Source organism: Candidatus Pseudothioglobus sp. Uisw_016 (assembly GCF_048087635.1).
In the GTDB taxonomy this organism is placed as follows: domain Bacteria; phylum Pseudomonadota; class Gammaproteobacteria; order PS1; family Pseudothioglobaceae; genus Pseudothioglobus.
On sequence record NZ_CP159806.1, the window covers coordinates 1,715,592 to 1,739,021 of the forward strand.

22 protein-coding genes are annotated in these 23,430 nt (G+C 38.3%); 16 read left to right on the plus strand and 6 right to left on the minus strand.

The features are described from left to right. The first annotated feature begins 46 nt into the window (after positions 1-46). From pth to ABXT69_RS08825, 14 genes are all read left to right on the plus strand, one after another. On the plus strand, positions 47-616 hold the full coding sequence (gene pth, locus ABXT69_RS08760; protein ID WP_416678021.1) for an aminoacyl-tRNA hydrolase: 570 nt from the start codon (positions 47-49) through the stop codon (positions 614-616). A 12-nt stretch (positions 617-628) separates the two neighbouring features. Next, positions 629-1,720: a redox-regulated ATPase YchF gene (gene ychF / locus ABXT69_RS08765; RefSeq protein ID WP_416678023.1), complete on the plus strand. Its 1,092-nt coding sequence runs from the start codon at positions 629-631 to the stop codon at positions 1,718-1,720. Positions 1,721-1,734: 14 nt separating this feature from the next. Beyond that, positions 1,735-3,261: a 2,3-bisphosphoglycerate-independent phosphoglycerate mutase gene (gene gpmI / locus ABXT69_RS08770; RefSeq protein ID WP_416678025.1), complete on the plus strand. Its 1,527-nt coding sequence runs from the start codon at positions 1,735-1,737 to the stop codon at positions 3,259-3,261. 12 nt (positions 3,262-3,273) lie between these two features. Then, positions 3,274-3,948, plus strand: coding sequence for a ribulose-phosphate 3-epimerase (rpe, locus tag ABXT69_RS08775; RefSeq protein WP_271541873.1), 675 nt, complete (start codon positions 3,274-3,276; stop codon positions 3,946-3,948). Between the two features lie 78 nt (positions 3,949-4,026). Beyond that, positions 4,027-5,328 (plus strand): O-acetylhomoserine aminocarboxypropyltransferase/cysteine synthase family protein, encoded by a 1,302-nt coding sequence (locus ABXT69_RS08780; RefSeq protein WP_416678027.1) that lies wholly within the window; start codon positions 4,027-4,029, stop codon positions 5,326-5,328. Beyond that, positions 5,328-6,119 (plus strand): alpha/beta fold hydrolase, encoded by a 792-nt coding sequence (locus tag ABXT69_RS08785; protein ID WP_416678029.1) that lies wholly within the window; start codon positions 5,328-5,330, stop codon positions 6,117-6,119. The genes ABXT69_RS08780 and ABXT69_RS08785 overlap by 1 nt, the downstream gene beginning before the upstream one ends. Further along, on the plus strand, positions 6,116-8,413 hold the full coding sequence (locus ABXT69_RS08790; RefSeq protein ID WP_416678031.1) for a 3-hydroxyacyl-CoA dehydrogenase NAD-binding domain-containing protein: 2,298 nt from the start codon (positions 6,116-6,118) through the stop codon (positions 8,411-8,413). Before ABXT69_RS08785 ends, ABXT69_RS08790 begins: the two co-directional genes overlap by 4 nt. An 11-nt stretch (positions 8,414-8,424) precedes the next feature. Then, on the plus strand, positions 8,425-10,038 hold the full coding sequence (locus ABXT69_RS08795; RefSeq protein ID WP_416678032.1) for a long-chain-fatty-acid--CoA ligase: 1,614 nt from the start codon (positions 8,425-8,427) through the stop codon (positions 10,036-10,038). Next, positions 10,038-11,792: an acyl-CoA dehydrogenase family protein gene (locus ABXT69_RS08800; RefSeq protein ID WP_416678034.1), complete on the plus strand. Its 1,755-nt coding sequence runs from the start codon at positions 10,038-10,040 to the stop codon at positions 11,790-11,792. Before ABXT69_RS08795 ends, ABXT69_RS08800 begins: the two co-directional genes overlap by 1 nt. A 72-nt stretch (positions 11,793-11,864) precedes the next feature. Further along, positions 11,865-12,515, plus strand: coding sequence for a ZrgA family zinc uptake protein (locus tag ABXT69_RS08805; RefSeq protein ID WP_416678036.1), 651 nt, complete (start codon positions 11,865-11,867; stop codon positions 12,513-12,515). A gap of 11 nt (positions 12,516-12,526) precedes the next feature. Further along, the gene (locus ABXT69_RS08810) at positions 12,527-13,186 is read left to right on the plus strand and encodes an ABC transporter ATP-binding protein (RefSeq protein ID WP_416678038.1); all 660 of its coding nucleotides are present in this window, start codon (positions 12,527-12,529) and stop codon (positions 13,184-13,186) included. Between the two features lie 16 nt (positions 13,187-13,202). Then, positions 13,203-14,426: an ABC transporter permease gene (locus ABXT69_RS08815; RefSeq protein WP_416678040.1), complete on the plus strand. Its 1,224-nt coding sequence runs from the start codon at positions 13,203-13,205 to the stop codon at positions 14,424-14,426. 5 nt (positions 14,427-14,431) lie between these two features. Then, on the plus strand, positions 14,432-14,986 hold the full coding sequence (locus ABXT69_RS08820; protein WP_416678042.1) for a DUF3299 domain-containing protein: 555 nt from the start codon (positions 14,432-14,434) through the stop codon (positions 14,984-14,986). Then, positions 14,979-15,395 carry a Fur family transcriptional regulator gene (locus ABXT69_RS08825; protein ID WP_271541885.1) on the plus strand — a complete coding sequence of 139 codons (417 nt, stop codon included), beginning with the start codon at positions 14,979-14,981 and terminating at the stop codon, positions 15,393-15,395. The genes ABXT69_RS08820 and ABXT69_RS08825 overlap by 8 nt, the downstream gene beginning before the upstream one ends. Positions 15,396-15,408: 13 nt before the next feature. Here the strand turns inward: ABXT69_RS08825 and ABXT69_RS08830 are convergent, their stop codons facing one another. Genes ABXT69_RS08830 through ABXT69_RS08855 form a run of 6 tightly spaced genes read right to left on the minus strand, consistent with a single transcriptional unit; the run spans position 15,409 to position 21,159 of the window. Then, positions 15,409-15,930, minus strand: a complete 522-nt coding sequence (locus ABXT69_RS08830) for an SOUL family heme-binding protein (protein WP_416678044.1) — start codon at positions 15,928-15,930, stop codon at positions 15,409-15,411. 14 nt (positions 15,931-15,944) lie between these two features. Then, the gene (locus tag ABXT69_RS08835; RefSeq protein WP_271558710.1) at positions 15,945-16,826 is read right to left on the minus strand and encodes a DUF1295 domain-containing protein; all 882 of its coding nucleotides are present in this window, start codon (positions 16,824-16,826) and stop codon (positions 15,945-15,947) included. After that, positions 16,826-17,860 carry an SAM-dependent methyltransferase gene (locus ABXT69_RS08840; protein ID WP_416678046.1) on the minus strand — a complete coding sequence of 345 codons (1,035 nt, stop codon included), beginning with the start codon at positions 17,858-17,860 and terminating at the stop codon, positions 16,826-16,828. The genes ABXT69_RS08835 and ABXT69_RS08840 overlap by 1 nt, the downstream gene beginning before the upstream one ends. Before the next feature lie 4 nt (positions 17,861-17,864). Next, positions 17,865-19,154, minus strand: coding sequence for a class I SAM-dependent methyltransferase (locus ABXT69_RS08845; protein ID WP_416678047.1), 1,290 nt, complete (start codon positions 19,152-19,154; stop codon positions 17,865-17,867). Next, positions 19,151-19,915 (minus strand): DUF1365 domain-containing protein, encoded by a 765-nt coding sequence (locus tag ABXT69_RS08850; protein WP_416678049.1) that lies wholly within the window; start codon positions 19,913-19,915, stop codon positions 19,151-19,153. Before ABXT69_RS08850 ends, ABXT69_RS08845 begins: the two co-directional genes overlap by 4 nt. Beyond that, positions 19,912-21,159, minus strand: a complete 1,248-nt coding sequence (locus tag ABXT69_RS08855) for an NAD(P)/FAD-dependent oxidoreductase (protein ID WP_416678051.1) — start codon at positions 21,157-21,159, stop codon at positions 19,912-19,914. The genes ABXT69_RS08850 and ABXT69_RS08855 overlap by 4 nt, the downstream gene beginning before the upstream one ends. Positions 21,160-21,529: 370 nt before the next feature. On the opposite strand from ABXT69_RS08855, the gene rpsB reads away from it, so the two are divergent. Together rpsB and tsf are read left to right on the plus strand one after the other, a co-directional pair. Beyond that, entirely contained in the window at positions 21,530-22,459 is a 930-nt protein-coding gene (gene rpsB, locus ABXT69_RS08860) for a 30S ribosomal protein S2 (RefSeq protein WP_416678053.1), read from the plus strand. Between the two features lie 33 nt (positions 22,460-22,492). Next, positions 22,493-23,371 carry a translation elongation factor Ts gene (gene tsf, locus ABXT69_RS08865; protein ID WP_416678054.1) on the plus strand — a complete coding sequence of 293 codons (879 nt, stop codon included), beginning with the start codon at positions 22,493-22,495 and terminating at the stop codon, positions 23,369-23,371. Positions 23,372-23,430 lie beyond the last annotated feature (59 nt).

Genomic DNA, 23,430 nt, shown 5'->3' on the forward strand with positions numbered 1-23,430 from the left:
TTGCCAGCCCTTATTGGCTCAATAAATACTTAAACGAAGCGTTGTAATGATTAAATTAATTGTTGGACTGGGAAACCCGGGAAAAGAATATCAAGGACATCGTCACAACGCCGGCTTTTGGTTTGTTGATTCATTAGCTAGCGTTTTAGGCTCCAAATTTAATGGTCAGTCTAAGTTTCTAGGTGAAACTTCAACCATTAGCTTTGGCTCTAAAAAAGTTCACCTTCTCAAGCCTCAGACCTTTATGAATAATTCTGGCGGCTCTATCAAAAGCTTATTGAGTTATTACAACATCAAGCCTGAAGAGACTCTTGTGATTCATGATGAGTTAGATTTGCCTGTTGGCTTAATCAAGCTAAAACTAGGTGGTGGACATGGTGGTCATAACGGCTTAAGAGACACAATTAAAGCACTTGATACGAATAATTTTTATCGTCTAAGAGTGGGAATAGGCCATCCAGGAACAAAAAATGATGTTGTAGATTTTGTTTTAAGCTCCCCAACTAGCTCTGAATTAAAACTAATTGAACAAGGAATGATAGAAGCATCAGGCGTTATTGAAATGCTAGTTGATGGAGATTTTGAAGCCGCTATGAAGGCCCTTCATTCCTTATAATGGGGCAAAAAGATGGGATTTAAATGTGGCATAGTTGGACTTCCAAATGTAGGTAAATCAACACTATTCAATGCGCTAACAATGGCGGGCATAGATTCAGAAAACTACCCCTTTTGTACGATTGAGCCAAACGTTGGCATCGTGCCTGTTAATGATCCTCGATTACAAGGATTAGCAAACATCGTTACTCCAGAAAAAATTTTACCAACCACAATGGAGTTTGTAGATATTGCTGGATTAGTTGAGGGCGCTTCAAAAGGTGAAGGACTAGGAAATCAATTTCTTTCAAATATTCGTGAAACAGATGCAATCCTGCACGTTGTTCGATGCTTTGAAAATGATGACATCATTCATGTTTCAAACAAAGTTGATCCGCTTGATGACATAGATACAATTAATACGGAGCTTGCCTTATCCGATCTTTTTAGCGCAGAAAAGGCCTACCAAAAAGCTATAAAAAACTCCAAATCAGGGCAAAAAGAAGGTCTGCCTTTAAAAAACTTGCTTGAAAAAATCCTACCAACTCTTGAAGAAGGCCATGCAGTTAGATCTCTTGTCTTTACTGAAGAAGAGGAAAAGCTAGTTAAGGGTCTGCAATTGCTTACTTCAAAGCCAGTTCTTTATGTTGCCAATGTAAGTGAAAATGGCTTTACAAACAATCCTCACCTATCTGCATTAACGAACTATGCAGATAATGAAAATAGTCAAGTTGTTGCTGTATGTGCTGATATTGAGTCTGAAATTGCTGAGCTTGATGACGAAGACAAGCAAGGTTTTTTAGATGAGATGGGGCAATCTGAATCTGGCCTTGATCGCCTAATTAAAGCGGGATATAGCTTGCTAGGGCTTCAAACATATTTTACCGCAGGTGTTAAAGAGGTTAGAGCCTGGACAATAAATATTGGAGATTCAGCTCCAATGGCCGCGGGTAAAATACATGGTGACTTTGAAAAAGGCTTTATTAGAGCTGAAACGATTTCATATGAAGACTTTATTCAATATAAAGGCGAAAAAGGGTCAAAAGACGCTGGCAAGTTGCGCTCTGAAGGAAAGGAATATGTTGTTAAAGATGGTGATGTAGTTCACTTTTTATTTAATGTATAACTGTTAATTTTTCAATGCAAAATACAAAACTACTTTTAATTTTAGATGGCTGGGGCTATTCTCAAAACTCTGAGAATAACGCAATAGCAATGGCTGATACCCCTAACTGGAATCATCTTATTGATACCTACCCTAATACGTTAATTGGAACCTCTGGAAAAAGTGTTGGACTGCCGGAAGGCCAAATGGGCAATTCAGAAGTAGGCCACTTAACAATTGGTGCGGGAAGAATTGTTGAGCAAGATTTCACCAGAATAGGTAATGACATTAAAAGTGGCGCTTTCTTCAGTAATAAAAATTTGTGCAAAGCGCTTGACTCTGCTAAGGCTAATAATAAAGCAGTGCATATTCTTGGACTCTTATCTGATGGAGGAGTTCACTCGCACCAAGACCACATTTATGCGGCTCTTGAGCTGGCAAAACAAAAAGACTGCAAAGAGGTTTATTTTCATGTCTTTACAGATGGGCGTGATACGCCGCCAAACAGCGCTTCAAAATTTATTGAACTGCTGGAGTTAAAAATCTCTGAGCTAAATGTAGGTAAAATTGTCTCAGTAGTAGGAAGGTTCTATGCAATGGATCGAGACAATCGCTGGGAGAGGGTTTCAAAAGCTTATGAATTAATATCTTCCGGAAAAGGAGATCGTAAAGCAGATTCTGCAAAAAATGCAATCCAAATGGCCTATGAAGAAGGCGAAAATGATGAGTTCATTGCCCCTACAATTATTGGTGAGCCTGTAAAAATTAATAGTGGCGATACAGTAATCTTTATGAATTATCGCGCAGATCGTGCAAGAGAAATAACTCAAGCCCTAACTTCAGAAATATTTGATGGATTTGATAGGCATGCGTTCAAAAAATGCAATTTTATTTGCCTCACAGAGTTCAAGAAAGACTTTAATCTTGAGTGCGCTTATCATCCAATATCTGTCTTTAACACTCTGGGTTACTATATTTCAAGCCTTGGTTTTAGTCAGCTTAGAATTGCTGAAACTGAAAAATATGCACACGTTACCTTTTTCTTTAATGGGGGTGTTGAGACAATACTTGCTGGAGAAGAAAGAAAGCTTATTCAATCGCCTAATGTAAAAACTTATGATTTAAAGCCAGAAATGAGTGCATATGAGTTAACTGAAAATCTTATTTCAGCACTTAAATCCCAAAAACATAAACTGGTTGTTTGTAATTTTGCCAACACAGACATGGTTGGGCACACTGGGAACCTTGAGGCAGCCATTAAAGCTGTTGAAGCAGTCGATAGCTGTTTAGGAAAAATTTACCAGGCATGTCTAGAGTCTGAAACCGAAGTCCTAATTACTGCAGACCATGGAAATGCAGAACAAATGTTAGACCCTGAAACGCAAAAAAACCATACTGCACATACAACTAATCCAGTCCCTTTAATATATGTTGGGAAAAGGAAAAGCTTACTTTTAGGTCCACATATTGGTACACTTGCAGACCTAGCGCCTTCGCTTTTAGAACTTATGGAAATTGAACAGCCAAAAGAAATGACAGGCCAAAGCCTTTTTATAGAATAAACGGAGACTAAAATGAAGCAACCAAACTTTATCGCCCCCTCAATACTTTCAGCAGATTTTGCTAAGCTTGGAGAAGAGGTTGACAATGTTTTAGTTGCTGGTGCCGATATTGTTCATTTTGACGTCATGGATAATCACTATGTACCAAACCTTACAATTGGGCCTTTAGTTTGCGAAGCACTGAGAAATCATGGTGTTACTGCACCAATCGATGTCCACCTAATGGTCAAGCCAGTCGACAGAATTATTCCTGACTTTGCAAAAGCGGGGGCTTCTTACATCACATTTCACCCCGAAGCATCTGAACATATAGACCGCACAATAGGGCTTATAAAAGAAAATGGCTGTAAAGCAGGTTTAGTTTTTAACCCAGCAACTTCACTTCACTATTTAGAGCATGTAATCGATCAACTTGACATGGTGCTGCTGATGTCAGTAAATCCAGGATTTGGAGGTCAGTCTTTCATAGCTTCGTCTTTAGAAAAATTGAAAATTGTAAGAAAATTAATTGATGAAAAAGGTCTTAGCACAAGACTTGAGGTTGATGGCGGCGTTAAAGTTGATAACATTCAAGAAATTGCGGCAGCTGGTGCTGATACATTTGTCGCCGGGTCAGCAATTTTTAATACTGAAAATTACAAGTTAACGATTGACAAAATGCGCAAAGAGCTGGCTTTAGCTAAATAACCTTTAAGACAAAATTTAAACCACCTCAATAGCCAGTTGTGAGAAAATATTCTCTTTGTTTTTTTAAACTGAGCATTTATGGGAAAGTCATCCTTTTTTGGTCCTGAAACAATATCTTTGCATTCTGGTTATCAGCCAGAACCGTCTTTTGGAAGCAGAGCAGTTCCTATATACCAAACCACCTCTTATGTTTTCGAAACAGTTGACGATGCTGCAGCTCTTTTTAATATTGAAAAAGGTGGTCACATATATAGCCGAATGACCAATCCAACGGTTGCGGTTTTAGAGCAGCGAATCGCTGCACTTGAAGGTGGTGTTGGAGCTATTTGTACTGCTTCAGGCATGAGCGCACTTTTTGTTACTTTTATTAGCCTGTGTTCTGCAGGAGATCATATTGTAAGTGCGTCACAAATTTATGGTTCGACAGCAACACTTCTAAAACACACTCTTAAAAGGTTTAACATAGAGTGTACCTTTGTTTCTATAAATGATGAAAAAGCGCTAAAAGACGCAATACAAGAAAATACTAAGCTTGTGTTTTGTGAGTCAATAGGAAATCCAGGGCTTGAGGTTTCTGACCTTCCTAAAATTGCTGAAATCGCCCATCAAAATAACTTGCCGCTAGTTGTGGATGCTACTTTTTCTACGCCTGTATTATGCAAACCTTTTGAGCATGGCGTTGATGTAGTTGTTCACTCAGTCACAAAATGGATGGGTGGGCATGGAGTTGCTGTTGGAGGGGTAATAGTTGATGGCGGGTCTTTTGACTGGGGTTCTAGCAACAAACACCCAACCCTAACAACACCTTATGAGCCATTTCATGGTATAAATTTTTGGGAGGAGTTTGGTCCATCTGCCCTATCAATGAAAATTAGAGCAGAATCAATGCGAGATTTTGGTCCAGCAATGAGCCCTCATAGTGCATTTTTGATTCTACAAGGAATAGAAACCCTTACCCTTAGAATGAATCAACATGTAAAAAATGCAGTTAAACTTGCAAAGTGGCTCCTAGAACAATCTGCTGTTATGTGGGTTAACCATCCAGATTTACCCGAAAACCCAACCTATGAAATTGCTCAAAAGCTATTTCCAAATGGTGCTGGCTCTATGCTATGCTTTGGAGTCAAAGGTGGCAGAGAAGGTGGCGCGGCATTTATCAATGCACTAAAATTATCATCTAATTTAGCAAATGTTGGTGACTCAAGAACCTTAGTTCTTCATCCAGCTAGTACAACTCACTCGCGCCTTGATGAAGAAGCAATGAAAGCAGCTGGGAGTAGTGTTGATTTAATACGCGTATCTGTTGGAATAGAATCTGTATCAGATATTATTAGTGACTTCAAATCTGGGCTTAAGGCAGTAGAAAAGGCAATTTCATAATGAATATTGTTGTAGATGGAGAAAATATTTTTGTAGCCACTGGTGGCTGTGTATTTGATCCTAAAAAGCCTACTGTAGTGTTTATTCATGGAAGTGGTCTAGACCATAGGTCTTGGGCCCTTCAGGCTAGATGGTTTGCTTTTCATGGTTTTTCAGTATTCGCACCTGACCTTCCAGGTCATAGCCTTTCAGAAGGTAAGCCTTTAAAAACAATTGAAGAGATGGGCAAATGGCTTGGAAAAACTCTTAAACTTGCAGGCTGTGAATCAATTCATCTTGTTGGCCACTCTCAAGGATTTCTTGTTGCTTTAGAGACAGTCAGTTCTTTAGGGGCAAAACTAAAAACACTAACTGCTGTTGCAACAGCTGCCTCAATACCTGTTAACGAAGCTTTGGTTGACGCAGCCAAAAAGACACCTATTGATGCAGCTGATATGTTGCTCAAGTGGGGGTTTGGCTCTCAGTCACAATCAGGTAGTAGTGCTGTTCCAGGAATGCAGCCTATTGGAATTGGTCGACAAATAATGGCTAATAATCCCCTAGCAGAAGATCTTATTGCTTGCACTGAATATAAAAATGGCATAAATTGTGCTAAAAATATCAAGATTCCCTCTAACGTTATTCTCGCAACAGAAGACAAAAATACGCCTCTTCGATTCGGCTTAGAATTAGCTGAGCTGCTGAATGCTGAGACCACAACTATTTCTAATGCAGGCCATATGCTTCCAATAGAGTCTCCAAAAGATACTCTTGACGCCATTAAATCATTCATCTTAAAAAACTCTTCATGACAAATCAAATTAAAAAAGTTGGCGTTATTGGCGCCGGAACAATGGGGGCTGGAATTGCTGGTCAAGTTGCAAATGCTGGGGTAGAAGTTTGGCTTCTTGACCTTCCTAGTGAGGGTGAGAACGTAAATAGCTTAGCGGCTAAAGGCCTTGAAAGGCTTAAAGATCCAGATATGCCTGGCCTTATGAGTAAAGAGGCGGAAAGCCTTATAAGAATTGGAAACACTCGTGATCACTTTCATGAGATTGAAGATTGCGACTGGATTGCTGAAGCTGTTGTAGAGAGGCTTGATATTAAGCAAGCCCTTTATCAAAAGTTAAATGAAGGCTGTAAAGAGTCAACCATTATTACCTCTAATACCTCAACGATTCCTATTAGTCTTCTGACAAAAGGAATGCCAAAAAAGTTTTGTGAGCGCTTTGCAATAACTCATTTTTTCAACCCAGTTAGATTCATGAGACTACTTGAATTGGTGCGTGGTGAATTTACTAGAGATGAAGTAATTGATACTCTTGATTTATTTAGTGAAAAAATACTTGGAAAAGGTGTTGTCTCATGTTTAGATACGCCTGGTTTTCTTGCTAATAGAGTTGGTGTTTTTGCTATCCAGTGTGCCCTTCATAAAGCCTTTGAATATAAACTATCGCCAACAGAAGCGGATGCTTTTTTTGGCAGGCCTCTAGGTCTTCCAAAGACAGGAGTTTTTGGGCTATATGATTTAATAGGCATTGACCTTATGGCTGATGTTGTCAAAAGCCTCGTAAGTATACTTCCAGAAAATGATGCTTTTCATAAGTACTCGTCTCAAATTAAGTTTATGAACAAAATGATTGCAAATGGCCAAACTGGAAATAAAAATGAAAAAGGTTTTTATAAACAAATTGGTGATGAAAGACAAGTAATTGATTTGTCGAATGGGAGTTATGGTCCTCATGAGCGCTTAAAAACCCCTTTTCTTGAAGAGGCAGAAAAAATTGGGATCTCTTTTATTATCAAAGACACAAGCCCGTATGGTCTTTATATATGGGATGTTATTTCAGAAACGCTCTGCTATGCTGCTTCTCTGGTACCAGAGGTCACTGATGATTTAACGCAGATAGATGATGCTATGAAGCTTGGTTATAACTGGGTTCAGGGGCCATTTGAGCTGTTAGATGAAATTGGAATTGAGTACTTTGTTGACAGACTTCAAGCTGATGGTAGAGACGTTCCAGAGTTTCTTCTTAAGGGTATTAACAATAAATTTTATATCAATTCAAAATCTGGATTAAGCTCCCTTTCGCCTAGTGGAAATCTAAAACCAATTATCAGGCCAGATGGTGTGCTTAGATTTTCTGAAGTACGACAAACTCTCAAAGCAATCAATTCAAATGAGTCTGCTAGCTGGTTTGAATACGAAGGTGCGGCAATAGTTGAGTTTCACTCAAAAGCTAATGCTCTTGATAGTGAGTCTTTAGATATGATTTCTGATGCAATATCTGAGTCTGAAAAAAAGGGCTTACGAGGCGTGGTAATTCACAATGACTTCCAGCATTTCTCATGTGGAGTTAGTCTTTGGAGTGTTAGAAATTGCTTTGAAAAAAATGACTTTGATGCTCTTGATGCATTTCTTATTTACTTTCAAAACACAATGCTACAAATGAGAAATTCCAAACTACCTGTAATTGCTGCCCCTGTTGGCATGTCAATTGGTGGTGGCTTTGAAGTTGTCCTTCATGCTGATCATGTTGTTGGTCATGCTAACTCTGTCATGGGCCTTGTTGAGTCATTTATGGGGGTTGTTCCAGCTGGTGGTGGATGTAAAGAAACACTATATAGGTGGTCTGAAAATCTAGGAGACGGTCGGAAAGGTGCCTGGAAATCATTTATGAATATTGGACTTGGTAGAAAAGCCAACTCTCCACAAGAAGCTGATGCTCTATCAATGAGAAGAGCTAGTGATGTCTTTCATATGAACAGAGACCGCATACTGACTGGTGCGCTTTCATCGATTGAGACAACCTCAAAAGCAAAAGCCCGAAATCCCCTCGCACTTTCTGGCGTAGACCACTTTGAAGAAATGCTGGAATGGCTTACAACAAATCATAAAAATGGCATGCTTACGCCACATGATGTGACTGTTGGAACTGAGATTGGAAGAATTATGACTGGTGGAAATTGTGCTTCTGGTACTATTTTTACTGAACAGGATATTTTAGATGCTGAGCGCTCTTCATTCCTCACCCTTGCTCAAACGCAAGAAACGCAAGCAAGAATTGTATCTATGTTAGATAATGGAATTACGCTTAGAAATTAACCGTTAATGCTATGAAAAAAAATCCTGCAAATTTTATACCTCTTTCTCCACTTTCGTTCTTACATAGAACAGCAGATGTTTATGGTCAGCACACTTCTGTAATTTATGAAAATAGAACTTACACTTGGAGTGAGTCAAGAGAAAGATGCGTTCGAATTGCCTCAAGTCTAAAAAGTTATGGCATAAAACCAGGTGATACTGTCTCAGTACTTGCATTTAACACCCCAGAAATGTTTGAATCACATTTTTCAATTCCAATGGCTGGTGCAATCCTAAACACTATAAATATTAGACTTGATGCCGCAACAATTGCATACATTTTTGACGACAGTAATGCAAAGATGCTCTTTGTTGACAGAGAGCTTTTTGCAGTTGCATCTGAGGCTCTCTCTATTACTTCAGTTAGTCCAAAAATAGTAGTAATAAACGATTCTTTTGCTGAATCTCAGCCTGATATTTCTTCAGATATAACTGATTATGAATCTCTAGTTGTAAATGGAGATCCTCTATATAACTGGCAAATGCCTGATGATGAGTGGAGCCCACTTTCACTTAGCTACACCTCTGGAACAACTGGAAAACCTAAAGGTGTCGTCTATCATCATCGTGGCTCTTATTTAATGAGTATGGGTACTGTGATTGGCTGGAGCCTTCCCAACCACCCGGTTTATCTGTACTCAGTTCCATTATTTCACTGCAATGGCTGGGGCCATGCTTGGACAATGGCTGCGATCGCTGGAACTATAGTTTGCCTTAGGACTTTTGCCCCTGAAAAAGTATTTAACCTCCTTGAACAGCATAATGTAACTCACTTTGGTGGAGCTCCTATAATGCTCAATATGCTTGCCAACGCGCCTAAAGAAACGCAAAAATATTTTGAGAGAGAAATTAAAGTAATGACTGCTGGCGCACCTCCTCCTGCAAAGGTTTTAGAGAGCATGATGAAACTAGGATTTAATGTTATGCATGTATATGGATTGACTGAAACGTATGGACATATCCTTCAAGCCGCACCTCAGGCATCTTGGCTTAATGAAAGTCCAGCCGAGCTTGCTAAATTAAGCTCAAGGCAGGGAGTAAGATTCCCAATGACTGAGGATGTTAGCGTCATTGATCAAGAGACTGGGCAGCGAGTTCCACATGACGGAGAGGCGATTGGTGAAATTGTAATTCGCTGTAACACTTGTATGATGGGCTATTGGAACAGCCCCAAGGCAACAGAAGAAGCATTTGCAGGTGGTTGGTTTCATAGTGGCGACCTAGCAGTAATTCATAGTGATGGCTATATTCAAATTAAAGACAGATCAAAAGATATCATCATATCGGGTGGTGAGAATATTTCTTCCGTGGAAGTTGAAAATGTACTTTATCAACATCCTGCAGTCGGAGAAGCAGCAGTTGTAGCAATGCCAAATGAGACTTGGGGAGAAGTGCCATGTGCATTTGTAGAACTCAAGTCTAACCAAGAGGCTTCTGAAGATGAGCTTATAGCCTTTTGCAAAAACAATATGGCTAAATTTAAAAGGCCAAAAAAAGTTGTCTTTGGGCCGCTGCCAAAAACCGCAACTGGGAAAATACAAAAACACGAGCTTAGAGCGTCAGTTAAAAACCTAGGAGAAGAATAATGTCATACTATACTGCGCCTGTAGAAGATATGAGCTTTGTATTAAAAGAAGTTGTTGAAATTGAAAAACTTTGTAATGAGATAGGCCTTGATGCTTCAACAGTTGACATAATTGATACTGTTTTAGATGCTGCAGGAAAGCTTGCAAAAGAAGAGATAGAACCAATTAACAAAACTGGTGACTCAGAGGGTTTAAAAATTGATAGCTCTGGCAAAATCACTACTGCAACTGGTTTTAAAGAGGCGTACCAGCACTTTGTTGAAGGAGGATGGGGCTCGTTACAATTCTCACCTAATTATGGAGGACAAGGTGTCCCTTTTGTCATTGCTGCAAGCGTTCAAGAAATGTGGCATTCGGCAAACATGTCATGGGGTCTGTGCCCTCTCCTTACCCAGGGAGCAGTGGAAGCAATAACTCTAAATGCAAATGAGGAACTCAAACAGCGCTACCTTCCAAAGCTTATATCTGGTGAGTGGAGTGGTACGATGAATCTTACTGAAGGTGATGCAGGGACAGATGTTGGTTCGCTTAAAACGCGAGCAACTCCAAACGGTGATCATTATTTAATCCATGGTCAAAAAATTTATATCACTTGGGGCGAGCACGATATGTCTGAGAATATCATTCATTTAGTGTTGGCCCGACTGCCAAACTCTCCTCAGGGTGTTAAAGGCATATCTTTGTTTTTAGTGCCAAAGATTCTTGTCAATGATGATGGCTCTCTTGGAGAGTCAAACGACTTAAAAGCATTATCAATTGAGCACAAAATTGGAATTCATGCTTGTCCAACGTGCGTCATGAGCTATGGGGAAGAAGATGGGGCAATTGGCTACTTAGTTGGTGCAGAAAATAGAGGTATTCAGTGTATGTTCACAATGATGAATAATGCAAGACTCACAGTTGGACTCCAAGGAGTATCAGTTTCAGAACGCGCATACCAACAAGCGCTTAGTTTTTGTAATGAACGTGTTCAAGGAATTGCTCCGGGATTTCAAGAGCCTGGTCCAATCGCTAGGCATCCTGATGTGCAAAGAATGTTAGCAAACATGAAATCCATTACCGAAGCATCGAGAGCTTTAGCCTATTCCGCTTGTGCAGAAGTTGACTATTCTGGAAGCGACTTGCCAGCAGAATTATTAGAAAAACATAAAAGGAAACTTGGAGTCTTAACGCCGGTTGTAAAGGGCTGGTGCACTGAAACCGCACAAGAAGTTGCCTCTGTCAGCCTTCAGTGTCACGGAGGAATGGGCTATGTTGAAGAGACTGGAATTGCTCAGATTTTAAGGGATGCACGCATACTTCCAATCTATGAAGGGACCAATGGAATTCAAGCAATGGACCTCGTTAGTAGAAAAATCATTAGCGATGATGGGCTTGGAGTTAGGGAGCTTATTTTAGAAATGCAAGAATGTGTCGAAGCCCCATCATTATTAAAGCTGATTTCCATGTCACAGATTGATCGGTTTAAAAAATCTCTTGATGATCTTGAAGAAACTGTTTCGATTATTACTAAAAACTCTGATGACAAAGAATTTACTGGAAAAATTGCCTTTGATACACTCATGATGATTGGAACTATTTCAGCAGCTTGGCAAATGCTTTTAAGCGTTGAGAGGGCATCATCTGCTTTTAAAAACAACACATCATCTTCTGAATTTTTAAAAGAAAAAACTGAAACTGCAAAACACTATCTAGACTTTATCATGCCAAGATATCTATCAAATTTTTCAACAATATCTGCGTGTACGAATTAATTACATTTACCCTATTGCAATAATATTGCATTTAGGATATATTATCCTGTTTTAATTAAACAGGACTCAAAAATGTTAAAACTTAGCTTTCTTTCGTTGCTATTAATTTCTTCTTTTGCAAGCGCAGAGGAAGAAAGGCGTGCAGATGCACATGCCCACGGACTAAACAATTTTTCAATGGTAATCAGTCAAAATCAAGTTGCTATTACTTATGAAATGCCAATAGTTCAACTACTTGATGAGAATGATGAACATGATGAACATGACGAGCATGATGAGAATGATGAACATGACGAGCATGATGAGAATGATGAACATGATGAGCATGATGAACATGACGAGCATGATGAGAATGATGAACATGACGAGCATGATGAACATGACGAGCATGATGAACATGACGAGCATGATAAGTTAACCGTATCAGATGAATCATTAGCTGAATTTCAAAATTATTCACAATTATTTGCATTTCCTAAAGGTGCTAATTGTGACTTAGTTTCATTTAAATCTGAACTTCACAGTGTCTCAACAGAAGGAGATCACAAAGATGTCGAATTATCATATGAGTTTTCTTGCAATGAGCCAAGCCAATTAAAGAGCATTACCATTAATGCATTCAATCACTTCAGCGAACTAGAAAATTTATACTTCGAGGCAGTAATAAACAATAAAGCGCTAACAAAAAGCCTAAAATCTGACGTCGATAAAGTAATATTTTAAATGAGAATCTGATGTTAGAAACACTAGGACTGGAATACCATTATCAGCACGGTAAAAAAATTGTGTTTCCAGAAATAGAGGTTAAAAGGGGACAGCGATTATTGATTAGTGGCTTTTCAGGCTGTGGTAAAACTACTCTACTCAGCCTGATTGCTGGCGCCTTAAAACTTCAGGCTGGTGATATTAAGTTTGATGGCATTAATTACTCTTCAATGTCCTCCCTGCTTTTGGATAAATTTAGAGCAGATCACATCGGCTATATTTTTCAAACACTTAACCTTATTCCATTTTTAAGTGTTTCAGAAAATATAGCATTGGGTATTAGATTCTCTCAATCTAGAAAATCTAAAATCAATGATCTAAATCAAGAAATCACTAGACTGGTCAAATCACTAGGGCTAGGAAAAGAGGTTTTAACAACTCCAGTAAACCGCCTAAGCGTTGGTCAGCAACAAAGAGTTGCAGTTGCTAGAGCTCTGCTTGGCAAGCCAGATTTAATTTTAGCTGATGAGCCAACCTCTGCTCTTGATGCTGAAACGACTAAAAAATTTTTAAATGAGGTGATGGACGCTTTTGACTCAACCAAACAGGCAATAATTATGGTGAGTCATGACGCCTCTATTACACATTACTTTGACACTGTTATAGATTTGAATAAACAGCATGCTTAGTCTTTTGCTTAAATCAATGCGCTCAAGGATTATTCCGACATCGCTTGTGACGATATCTTTGATGGCTTCAATGGTTCTGCTATTAAGCATAGAGAGGGTTCAACAAGGCACAGAGGAAGGCTTTAATCAAAGTATTTCAGGTGTTGATGCAATTATTGGACCAAGGTCGAGCTCTCTTGAATTGGTTTTATACACAGTTTTTCATCTTGGTAGGCCCACTAACAACATCACAACGAAGACTGTCAATGATATTAAGCAGAGAAGTGATATAAGTTGGCTGGTTCCAATTGCACTAGGTGATAGTCATAGAGGGTTTAGGGTTGTAGCGACTCAATCAAATTACTTTGAGCACATTAAATACGGCAACAATCAATCATTGATTTTTTTGAGCGGAGTAGCATTTTCTGAACTATCGGAGGCAGTCTTGGGGTCTGATGTTGCTGAAAGACTTAATTACAATGTTGGTTCAGAAATTCAAATCACCCATGGCTCAGTTGAGTCAATAGGTAGCAAGCATGATGACTTTTCATTTAAGGTTACAGGGATTCTTAAGAAAACAGGAACCCCAATTGATCAAGCTATTTTTTTGGACCTAAAGGGCTATGAGCTGCTTCACCTTGGATGGATGAGTGGGAAAAAAGTATTCAGCCTTGATGATATTGACTTGTCGTCTCTGCCAGCTGGAGCTTTAGACCCAAAAACAGTTACAGCTGCTTTTGTGGGTCTTAAATCAAAGATAACTTTATTTAAATTTACCAAGAGTATTAGAGAATACTCGAAGGAGGCTATATCTGCTGTAATACCAGGCATAGCATTGTCAGAGCTTTGGTCAATTGTTGGGTTAGTTGACAAAGGATTTCAGCTTCTAAGCTGGATTATTATTGCAATCAGCCTCATAGCAATGGTAACTTTAATTATTGCCAGTTTGGATAACCGTAAACAGGAAATGACAATTTACAGAGCCAATGGGGCCTCGCCAAAATTTTTAGCCATAATGGTAATATGTGAGTCTCTTGTAATTGGATTGGTTGCAATTATTGGTGCAATTATTCTGGTGACAATTGTGACTTACTTTGCAACCAATCAGTTAAACTTGGCTTTAGGCATTTCACCTTCGTTTAAGTGGATCAGCTTGGAGGAAATTAAGGTTTTTGGCTTGATCTTATTTGCTGGAGTATTAAGTAGTTTGGTTCCAGCAGTCATGGTTTTTAGAAAAAATTTACATCAAACATTAAGCTAGTCTGCATGTTAAAAAAAATATCCCTCTCCATTTTAATTTTTTTCTCGTTAAGCTCTTTTGCCATTGTAGTTACTGATGAGTATTTATCCACAATAGAAGAAAACTGGCTAAGCCTTGAGCCAGCTGATGCATATGATTTTATTCCAGAAGATCTGACCTATGAAATCTATAATAGCCCAGAGTTTCAAGCAAAATTAGAAGAGGCTGGAACAAAACTAAATAAATTGCTAGAAGGAAAAGATATTGCACTTGCTGGATTCATGGTTCCAATTGAATATGTAGGATCTGACATTAGCAAGTTTTTGCTTGTCCCTGAAGCTGGTCAGTGCATCCATGTTCCGCCCCCACCTCTTAACCAAACACTGATTGTCGATGTGTCAAACAATCCAATAAAGTTTCGCGATTTATACGTACCAATAATTGTTTATGGGAGAATATCTGTAGGGTCGCAAAGTTTTGATATTGCTGATAGCGGATATGCCATTACTGATGCAGTTGTTGAGACGCTGCATTTTAGTGACGAGGAGTATAGAAAAAACGAAGAGGAAAGTGATGATTAATAACGCAAAATTAATGTCTAAATGTTTAGAGTCTGGAAAAAGTGCTACGCCTCAAAGAATGTCAATTATTAATGAACTAGACTCTGCAAGAAAAAATCTTTCTGCCTATGATCTGAGGGACTCTTTAAAAGATAAAGGCCATTCATTTAATATTAGTACAATTTATAGGGTCTTAAGCTTTTGGATTGATGTGGGTGTTGTTCATAAAATGGACTCAAGCAATACTTATCTAGTTTGCAATGATAGCCACACAAACCACTTTCATGTCTTGCTTAACTGTACTAGTTGTAAATCTGTGGAAGAGTCTTGTCAGCTTTCAGCTCAACTCTCTTTACCTAAAAGCAACAAGTTTTCAGTTAATAACTCTCAAGCTGTAGAGCTTAGTGGGCTCTGTAAGATGTGCCAGTAGATAAAAAAACTATTTAACTGCTTATTCTCACCATAAGTTCATTTTTACGAAACATTGGTAGCGTCCATGGCGAATTAAATTGAGCAACCATAAAGCCTCCTTTTATTTCAATCTTGTTTTTTAAAAGCAACTCTGAAAGTTTTTTTTGATAGTTTATGCTTCTAGATTCAGTAGCCCAGCCCCCAAAAGATAGAACAGCGACTTTACCAAGACTCTCTTTCTGAATTGAAACTTCACTTATGTTGGCTTTGGGGAGGTCGCTCATAGAGTGTTCTTTGGGCATTATAAAAGAAATGTTATAAGACTTAAGCCCCTCAGAAGGGCAATCAGCAATAACAGGTGCAGTCATGGCAATTTTCATTTCTTTATCATTACCGCCAAAAATATAACTTGCAATTCTTCTGAATCCAGAAGATGTTGAGGCCTTGTAGTCGGCCTGAACTTTTGTTGTAGCAATAACCATGTCACTATAACGACGAACTTCAAAGCCTTCACACTTGGATATTATTTTATATTCAGGGGTTTCAATTGCCATTTTTTTAGTTTGAGTTATTTTTTTCCAAAATAAGGAATCAATATGGGTGTGTTGTTCTTGTATTCAAGATACTCTTTGTCATTGCCCCATTTTTTTTCAGCTTTTTCTTCTAAAAAAGGCAGTCCACTTATTTTAGTTAAGAGAAGATAGACAAAAACTGGCGACACAAGGGTTAAAAACTGCCAGCCTGAGAGAAGTGGGAGCGATATAATTGCAATGCCTGTCCAAAGAACAATCTCCCCAAAATAGTTTGGGTGGCGTGATATAGACCACAATCCAAGTGTTATAAATTTATCCTTATTTTCAGGGATTTCACTAAAGCTCTTTTTTTGTTTATCTGCGACAGCCTCGAAAGCAAACCCTAAAACCCAGAGGGAAAATCCTGCTATAAAAAATAAGTCAAGAGCTGCATGCTGATTTAAAACAATAATGGTAACAGCATTTGCTGTCGTTAAGAAAACCCATAGGGCTGAAAGAGTCCATGTCATTAAAAATTTTGGCAACGATTTCTTGATCTCCCTAAACCTTTTGTCTTCTCCACTTTTAACTATTCTTATGTAGAGAAATGTCCCAAGTCTTAGCGTCCATATAGATACAAAAATAGCCACAATAGTCGAGCGCATAGAAACTTGCATTCCTTGGCCTAAAAGTGCAAATATAGAAGTAGCAACTAGAAGTAGAGTTGCAATCATCCCTGTAAAGTCAAAATATTTTTCTGAGCTTGTTACAAGCGAAGGGATTGCAACAATCCAGTGCACAATAAAGCTAACAGCGGCACATAAAAGTATGGCTGGCACGCCGTAAAGTACAGCGCCCTCAACTGTTGCAGCATTTGCAACAAAATAGGCTGTCAAAATACATAAAATAATAGCAACAAGGTCCTTGATATTATCCATTATGGCCTCTCAAAAAGATAGTGGGAAACACCCCATTCAGAGCCACTTTTAAAGCCAAAAAGAACCTCGCATGACATGAAAAAAATACGCCACCTTTGAAACCAAATGCCTGCTTCATCTTTGCCATAAGTTTTTTCGAATAATTTAAGCACTTCAGCTTTATTTTTATCCATCTTGTTAAGCCATGCGAGCGAGGTTTTTTCATAGTGAGTTCCATCTACCCTCCAATCTTTCTCAATTTTCATCCGACTTGGAAAACAGGTTAGGAGCCTATGAGAAGGCATCTGACCGCCACTAAAAAACTCTCTAGCCATCCAGTCTCCCTCATCTTGGTCTTCAAAGGGATAGGCAATTTCTTTATGAGAAAAAATATGAACAAAAAGTTTTCCATCTTTTTTTAACCAGTCACTTACTCTTTTTAGAAGCTCACCATAGTTGCGCATATGTTCAAACATTTCGATTGAAACAACACGATCAAAGCTTTTATCAATTGAAAAGTTGTTCATGTCTGCTGTTATAACCTTGATATTTTCTATCTTTAATTTCTTACATTTGTTCTCAATAAACTGCCTCTGGTCCTTTGAATTACTAACAGCAGTAATTTTGCTATTAGGGAAATTTTGTGCCATATAAAGAGTCAAGGAGCCCCAACCACATCCTAATTCTAAAACCTCTTGGCCATCTGAAAGGGATGCCCTTTCACAAGAAAGCTTTAACATCTCCAGCTCTGATTCGTCTAGAGACGAAGCATCCTTTGGCCAATAACCAGAACTGTATTTTAAGTTCGAGCCCAGGACCAATTCAAAAAGCCTTGGTGGAACCTCATAGTGCTGTTCATTTGCTTTTTCTGGAACCAGAGCAATTGGGCTTTCATTTAAAAAGTCAATCCAAGATGAGTGTCTTTTTTCCATTTCAAGCTTGCCAATGCTCGTTGCCTCTACAAGCCTTTGAGCGCATAAACGCCTTATTCCAAGCCTAATAAGCATGTCTGGTAATAAACCATTTTCTGCAAGTTTTATTAATAATTTAATCATTTTTTTAGTGTGTAATTTTAATGTTTTTGGAGTCAGGTTTAGCAAATATAAACTGAAAATCACCAATTAGGTTTTCAAGAAATCCCGCTTCACAGTAGACTAGGTAAAAAACCCAAATCCTTATAAAAGGATCAGAAAAACCAAGCTCTCTCACTTGCGGCAATACATTTTCAAAGTCTTTACGCCATATCTCGAGTGTCCTTGCATAGTGAAGAGTTATATCTTCAGAGTCAACCATAATTAAATCCGTTTTATCTTTGATGGCTTTCCCAACTTGTGACAATGAGATAAGACATGAGCCAGGAAAAATATATTTTCTGATAAAGTCTACCGAATTTTTATAGGCATTAAAGTCTGGGTCGTTATATGTTATTCCTTGAAGCGCCATTAAACCATTTTTCTTCAGCAATGAAGAGGCCTTTTCAAAGAAGCCAGGCACAAAGTCAGACCCAACAGCCTCTATCATTTCAATTGAAACAACCTTATCAAAAACACCCTCAAGCTCTCTATAATCTTTGTTTAGTAAAGTTATTTTATTATCTAAATTCTCCTTACTAATCAGCTCAGCAACATAATTAAACTGATTGTCTGATATAGTCGTAGTGGTAACTTTACAGCCATAATTTTTGGCTGCATGTGTTGCAAAGCTTCCCCATCCCGTTCCTATTTCAAGAACATGGTCACTACTATTAAGGTTTAGTTTTCGACATAGCCTATCCAGCTTTTCTACCGAGGCATCAAGCATACTTGACTTCTTGTTTAGAAAAATGCCGCTTGAGTAAGTCATGGTTGAGTCGAGCCATAGCTTATAAAAATCATTACTCAAATCGTAGTGTGCCAAGATATTACTCTTGCTTCCTTTTAAGGTGTTTTGTCTAAGCCTATGGATTATTTTAGTGATTGGATTTGTTAATCTTGCAAGTCCAGATTCAAGCCCCTCCATGGTTTTTTTATTTCTAATAATGATCTGAATTAATTCAACCAAATTATCTGCAGACCAATAACCAGCAGTGAAGGCCTCTGCTGCGCCATTGGTGCCGCCACTCCCTAAAAAAACGTAAAACTCTTGAGATGAAACAGTTAAGGTTGCCTTAAGCTCTGATTTTGGAATGCCAAATACGTGAATTTCAGAACCATCAATTATTGTCAGCTCACCAGTTTTTAAGCCTTTCAGTTTTTTAAATAAAATCCTTTTAAAGAATGAAGTCATTCTAGTGCTTCTTTGCATTTCTTGAATATTGTTTGCTAGGCCATCAACTGAAAGTCTGTCTTTAGTTTGAATTTCTTGAGTCATAGTTTGTCAGGATGTGTAAAAAATGGGGCTCTTTTTACATAGAGCATAAATGCTTGCCAATGGATTCTATATACAACCATCAGCGTGATAAATGGAAACCTGGAAATTGCCTTAACAAGCCCTGCGTTTGAAAATGCACGCCTCTTTAAGTCAAGCGAAACATTAAAAACCTTTTCACCATCTTTAAAGTTTTTCATTTTTACATTTAGAGAGTCTTCAGGCTGTGAGAAAAACCACTCATAATCATGGTCCATCCCCCAAAAAGGGCTTACATGTAGTTGTTTTTTTGGAGAGGCGATAAACCCCATCCTAGTATTATTTTCTGTCTGCTCTTCAATAATGTAGGCATGCCTTTCTTTCCATGGTGTGTTTGTTACTTCAGCCATTATGGCCTCAACCTTTTGGTCTAAATCATCAAAACAGTAATAAAAACTTACTGGATTAAAACAATGCCCAAAGTATCTCAAGTGCGTCAGGAGTCTAATTGGCCCTTTAAAAACTTTACCAGTTTTTTCATGAAGTGTTTTTCGAACCGCACTATCTAAGTCTAAGTCTGGGTCTCCATGGTAGTCCTTCCTTTTAAATGAAACAAGCGCAGGCTTATTAATGTTCCAAAGAAGTGATGGCTTCATAGTGGATGCTAAAGACGAGATATCAATATAGGCCATAAAAATTGGGTATGAAAAAAACCGCTTAAACGGGGTGTGTCGCTGATGACTAATCGTACCCCAATACAGTTGGTGATTTTTAGAGAGCATCATAAGGCCATATCAAAAAAACTACAAACATCAAGGGCACTGTTAACGCCATCCTCATGAAAACCATTTCCCCAATATGCCCCGCAATAAAAAGTGTTATTTACACCACTTATTTTATTCTTTTCTTTTTGTGCTTTAACGCCCTTGACCGTGAAAAGAGGATGATGGTAGACTAAAGTCTTAATTATTTTGCTTGTGTCAACATCCCCATTACTATTTAGGGTTACTAAAAAATTAGTCTTCGACTTTAATGATTGCAAAATATTCATGTTATAGGTTAGCGTCACCGGCTTACTTTGATCACCGCTCAAAAGGTAGTTCCAACTAGACCATGTTATTTTCTTTTTAGGCAATATAGAAGAGTCTGTGTGCAGCAGTGCCACATTTTTTTGATAAGGCAGAGAGCCTAAAATTTTAACTTCTTCTTCACTAGGGTCCTCTAATAATGCCAATGCTTGATCACTGTGTGTTGCAAATATAACTTTATCAAACTGATGAGAGGCAAAATCCTTTCCATAAAAAACCTCAACACTATTTTTGCCTCTTACAACCTTGGAAACTGGGGTTGAAAGCAAAATTTTATTTTTAAATCCTGCAATTATTTTTGGTATGTATGCTTTTGAGCCGCCCTTAATTACGAACCATTGGGGACGATTAAATATTTGAAGTAGTCCATGGTTTTTGAAAAATCTAATATAAAAAACTGCTGGCATTTCTGTTGTTTTTTTCGCTGCTGTTGACCATATGGCAGCACCCATTGGAATTATATAGTGCTCAATAAAGTTCTTACTAAATTTATGGTTAATCAAAAATTCATAGATTGTTGTTGACTCGTTTAAATTATTTAGCTTTGCCACTGATATGCGATTAAATCTTAAAATGTCTTTAAGCATCATCAAGAAAGAAGGTCGAAATAGGTTGAGGCGTTGAGCAAATAAAGAATTTAGGGAGCCTCCAGAATACTCTAGTTTTTGTCCTGGGGCCTTAACGCTAAAGCCCATAGAAGTTTTTTGCGTGTCAACTTTAAGCTTTTGAAGAAGCTTTATAAAGTTTGGATATGTGTTTTCATTGTAAACAATAAAGCCAGAATCAATCAGCCATTTCTTTTTATCTATCTCAATTTGATGTGTATGGGTATGGCCGCCTATATAATCATTAGCTTCCAAAATAGTAATATCGTGTTGTTTGTGAAGAAGATGAGCAGCTGTTAAGCCAGATATTCCGCTTCCAATAATAGCAATTTTCATAGTATAGAATCAAATATGTATTATAGAGCCCCCCTTATTAGGCTAGATACATATCATAACCAACATGTGGTCACAATTATTTTAAAAAAGCATAATTATAAAGGGTGTTTTTTTGAGTTGTATGTTTTTTTAGTGAATAGGGTGTAGATGCCTACCTATATAGGTAATTAGAGAAAATATGCTTTGCTTAATTCAAAAAAATATGGGATAATCGTCGCCTTTCAGCCAACATGAGCTGTAAGAAGGGCTAACTAAATCTTTATAAAGTTAGTATTTTAATGTATCACACAGAGCCCCAATATTAACCAGGGTGCCTTTTTAATAAGGTTGGTTAATAGGCAATGTGGAAGTCTTAACCCAGGAGAAAAATATGGCGAAAGCGTCAATGAAAAAAATGTTAGAGGCAGGTGTTCATTTTGGTCACAGGTCTCGTTTTTGGCATCCAAAAATGGAGCCTTTTATCTACGGAACACGAAATGGTGTTCACATAATTAACCTAGAAAAAACCCTACCACAATTCAACGATGTGCTTAACTTTGCAAGCAAAACTGTTGCTGCTGGAGGATCAATCCTTTTTGTTGGCACAAAGAGAGCAGCAAGCAACATTATTAAAGAGGAGGCAATTCGCTGTGGAATGCCTTATGTAAACCATCGCTGGCTAGGCGGCATGATGACAAATTACAAAACTATTAAAGCCTCTATTAAGCGCCTTAAAGATCTAGAGTTTCTTGCTGAAGAAAACTTTTCCCAGTTTACAAAAAAAGAAGCGCTCATTATGACTAGAGAGCAAGAAAAACTTGAAAGAAGCCTTGGTGGAATTAAAGACTTAGGCAGCATTCCTGATGTTATCTTTGTAGTTGATATTGGTCATGAAAAGAATGCAGTTCGTGAAGCTCATACTTTACAACTTCCAATTATTGGCGTTGTTGATACAAATCACAGCCCCGAAGGAATTGATTATGTTATAGCCGGAAATGATGACTCAATAAGAGCAATTGGTTATTATGCGAGAGAAATTGCTAATGCAATACTAGAGGCTAAAGCTTCAATTGTAGAAACCAAAGCTGCAGTTAAGAAATCTGCACCTGCTGAAGAAAAGAAGCCTGCTGCTAAGACTGAAGCGCCTGCTGAAGAAAAGAAGCCTGCTGCTAAGACTGAAGCGCCTGCTGAAGAAAAGAAGCCTGCTGCTAAGAAGCCTGCTGCTAAGAAGCCTGCTGCTAAGAAGCCTGCTGCTAAGAAGCCTGCTGCTAAGAAGCCTGCTGCTAAGAAGCCTGCTGCTAAGAAGGCAGATACTGAATAAATAGCTATACAAAGTATATATAGGAGATAAATTATGGCAATTACGGCCGCTTTAGTTAAAGAACTAAGAGAAAGAACTGGCGCAGGCATGATGGACTGCAAAAAAGCATTAGTCGAGACCAATGCAGATCTAGAGGCAGCAATTGATTTAATGCGAGCATCTGGGGCAGCAAAAGCTGCAAAAAAAGCTGGTCGAGTAGCCTCTGAAGGACTTGTAAGTGTTACTATTAGTGAAGATAAAATGCATGCTGCAATTCTTGAAGTTAACTCTGAAACAGACTTTGTAACTAAAGGCTCTGCCTTTATTGATTTTGTTGACGCTTTAGGCGCCCTAGCACTAAAGAATAAACCAGAATCTGTTGAGATCTTTTCAGAGCAAAAACTAGACTCTGGTGTTACTGTTGATCAGGCAAGAGAAGAAATTATCGCTAAAATTGGTGAAAATATTTCAGTTAGAAGGGTTCAAATTGTCAGCACTGAAAGCGGAGTTTTAGGCGCATACAAGCATGGTGAGCGAATTGCTGTACTCACAGTATTGTCTTCAAATGACGCTGAACTTGCAAAAGATATCGCTATGCATATTGCAGCCTCAAAACCTGAATGTGTAAGTGAAGACCAGCTCTCAACTGAACTCCTTGAAAGAGAAAAGGCAATTTTTATTGAACAAGCTAAAGAAAGTGGAAAGCCTGACAATATTATTGAAAAAATGATCGTTGGGAGAATGAAAAAATTTGTCAATGAAGTTACTCTTTACGGTCAATCTTTTGTTAAAGATCCAGACACTACCGTTGGCGCTTTAGTGAAATCTAAAAATTCAGAGGTTGAGTCTTTTATTCGCTATGAAGTCGGTGAGGGTATTGAGAAAAAAGAAGATAATTTTGTCGAAGAGGTTATGGCTCAAGCCCAGAGCTAAGCTTTAAGATCTTCAAAAAAGGCGCCTTCGGCGCCTTTTTTATAGTTCGAATTCACAAC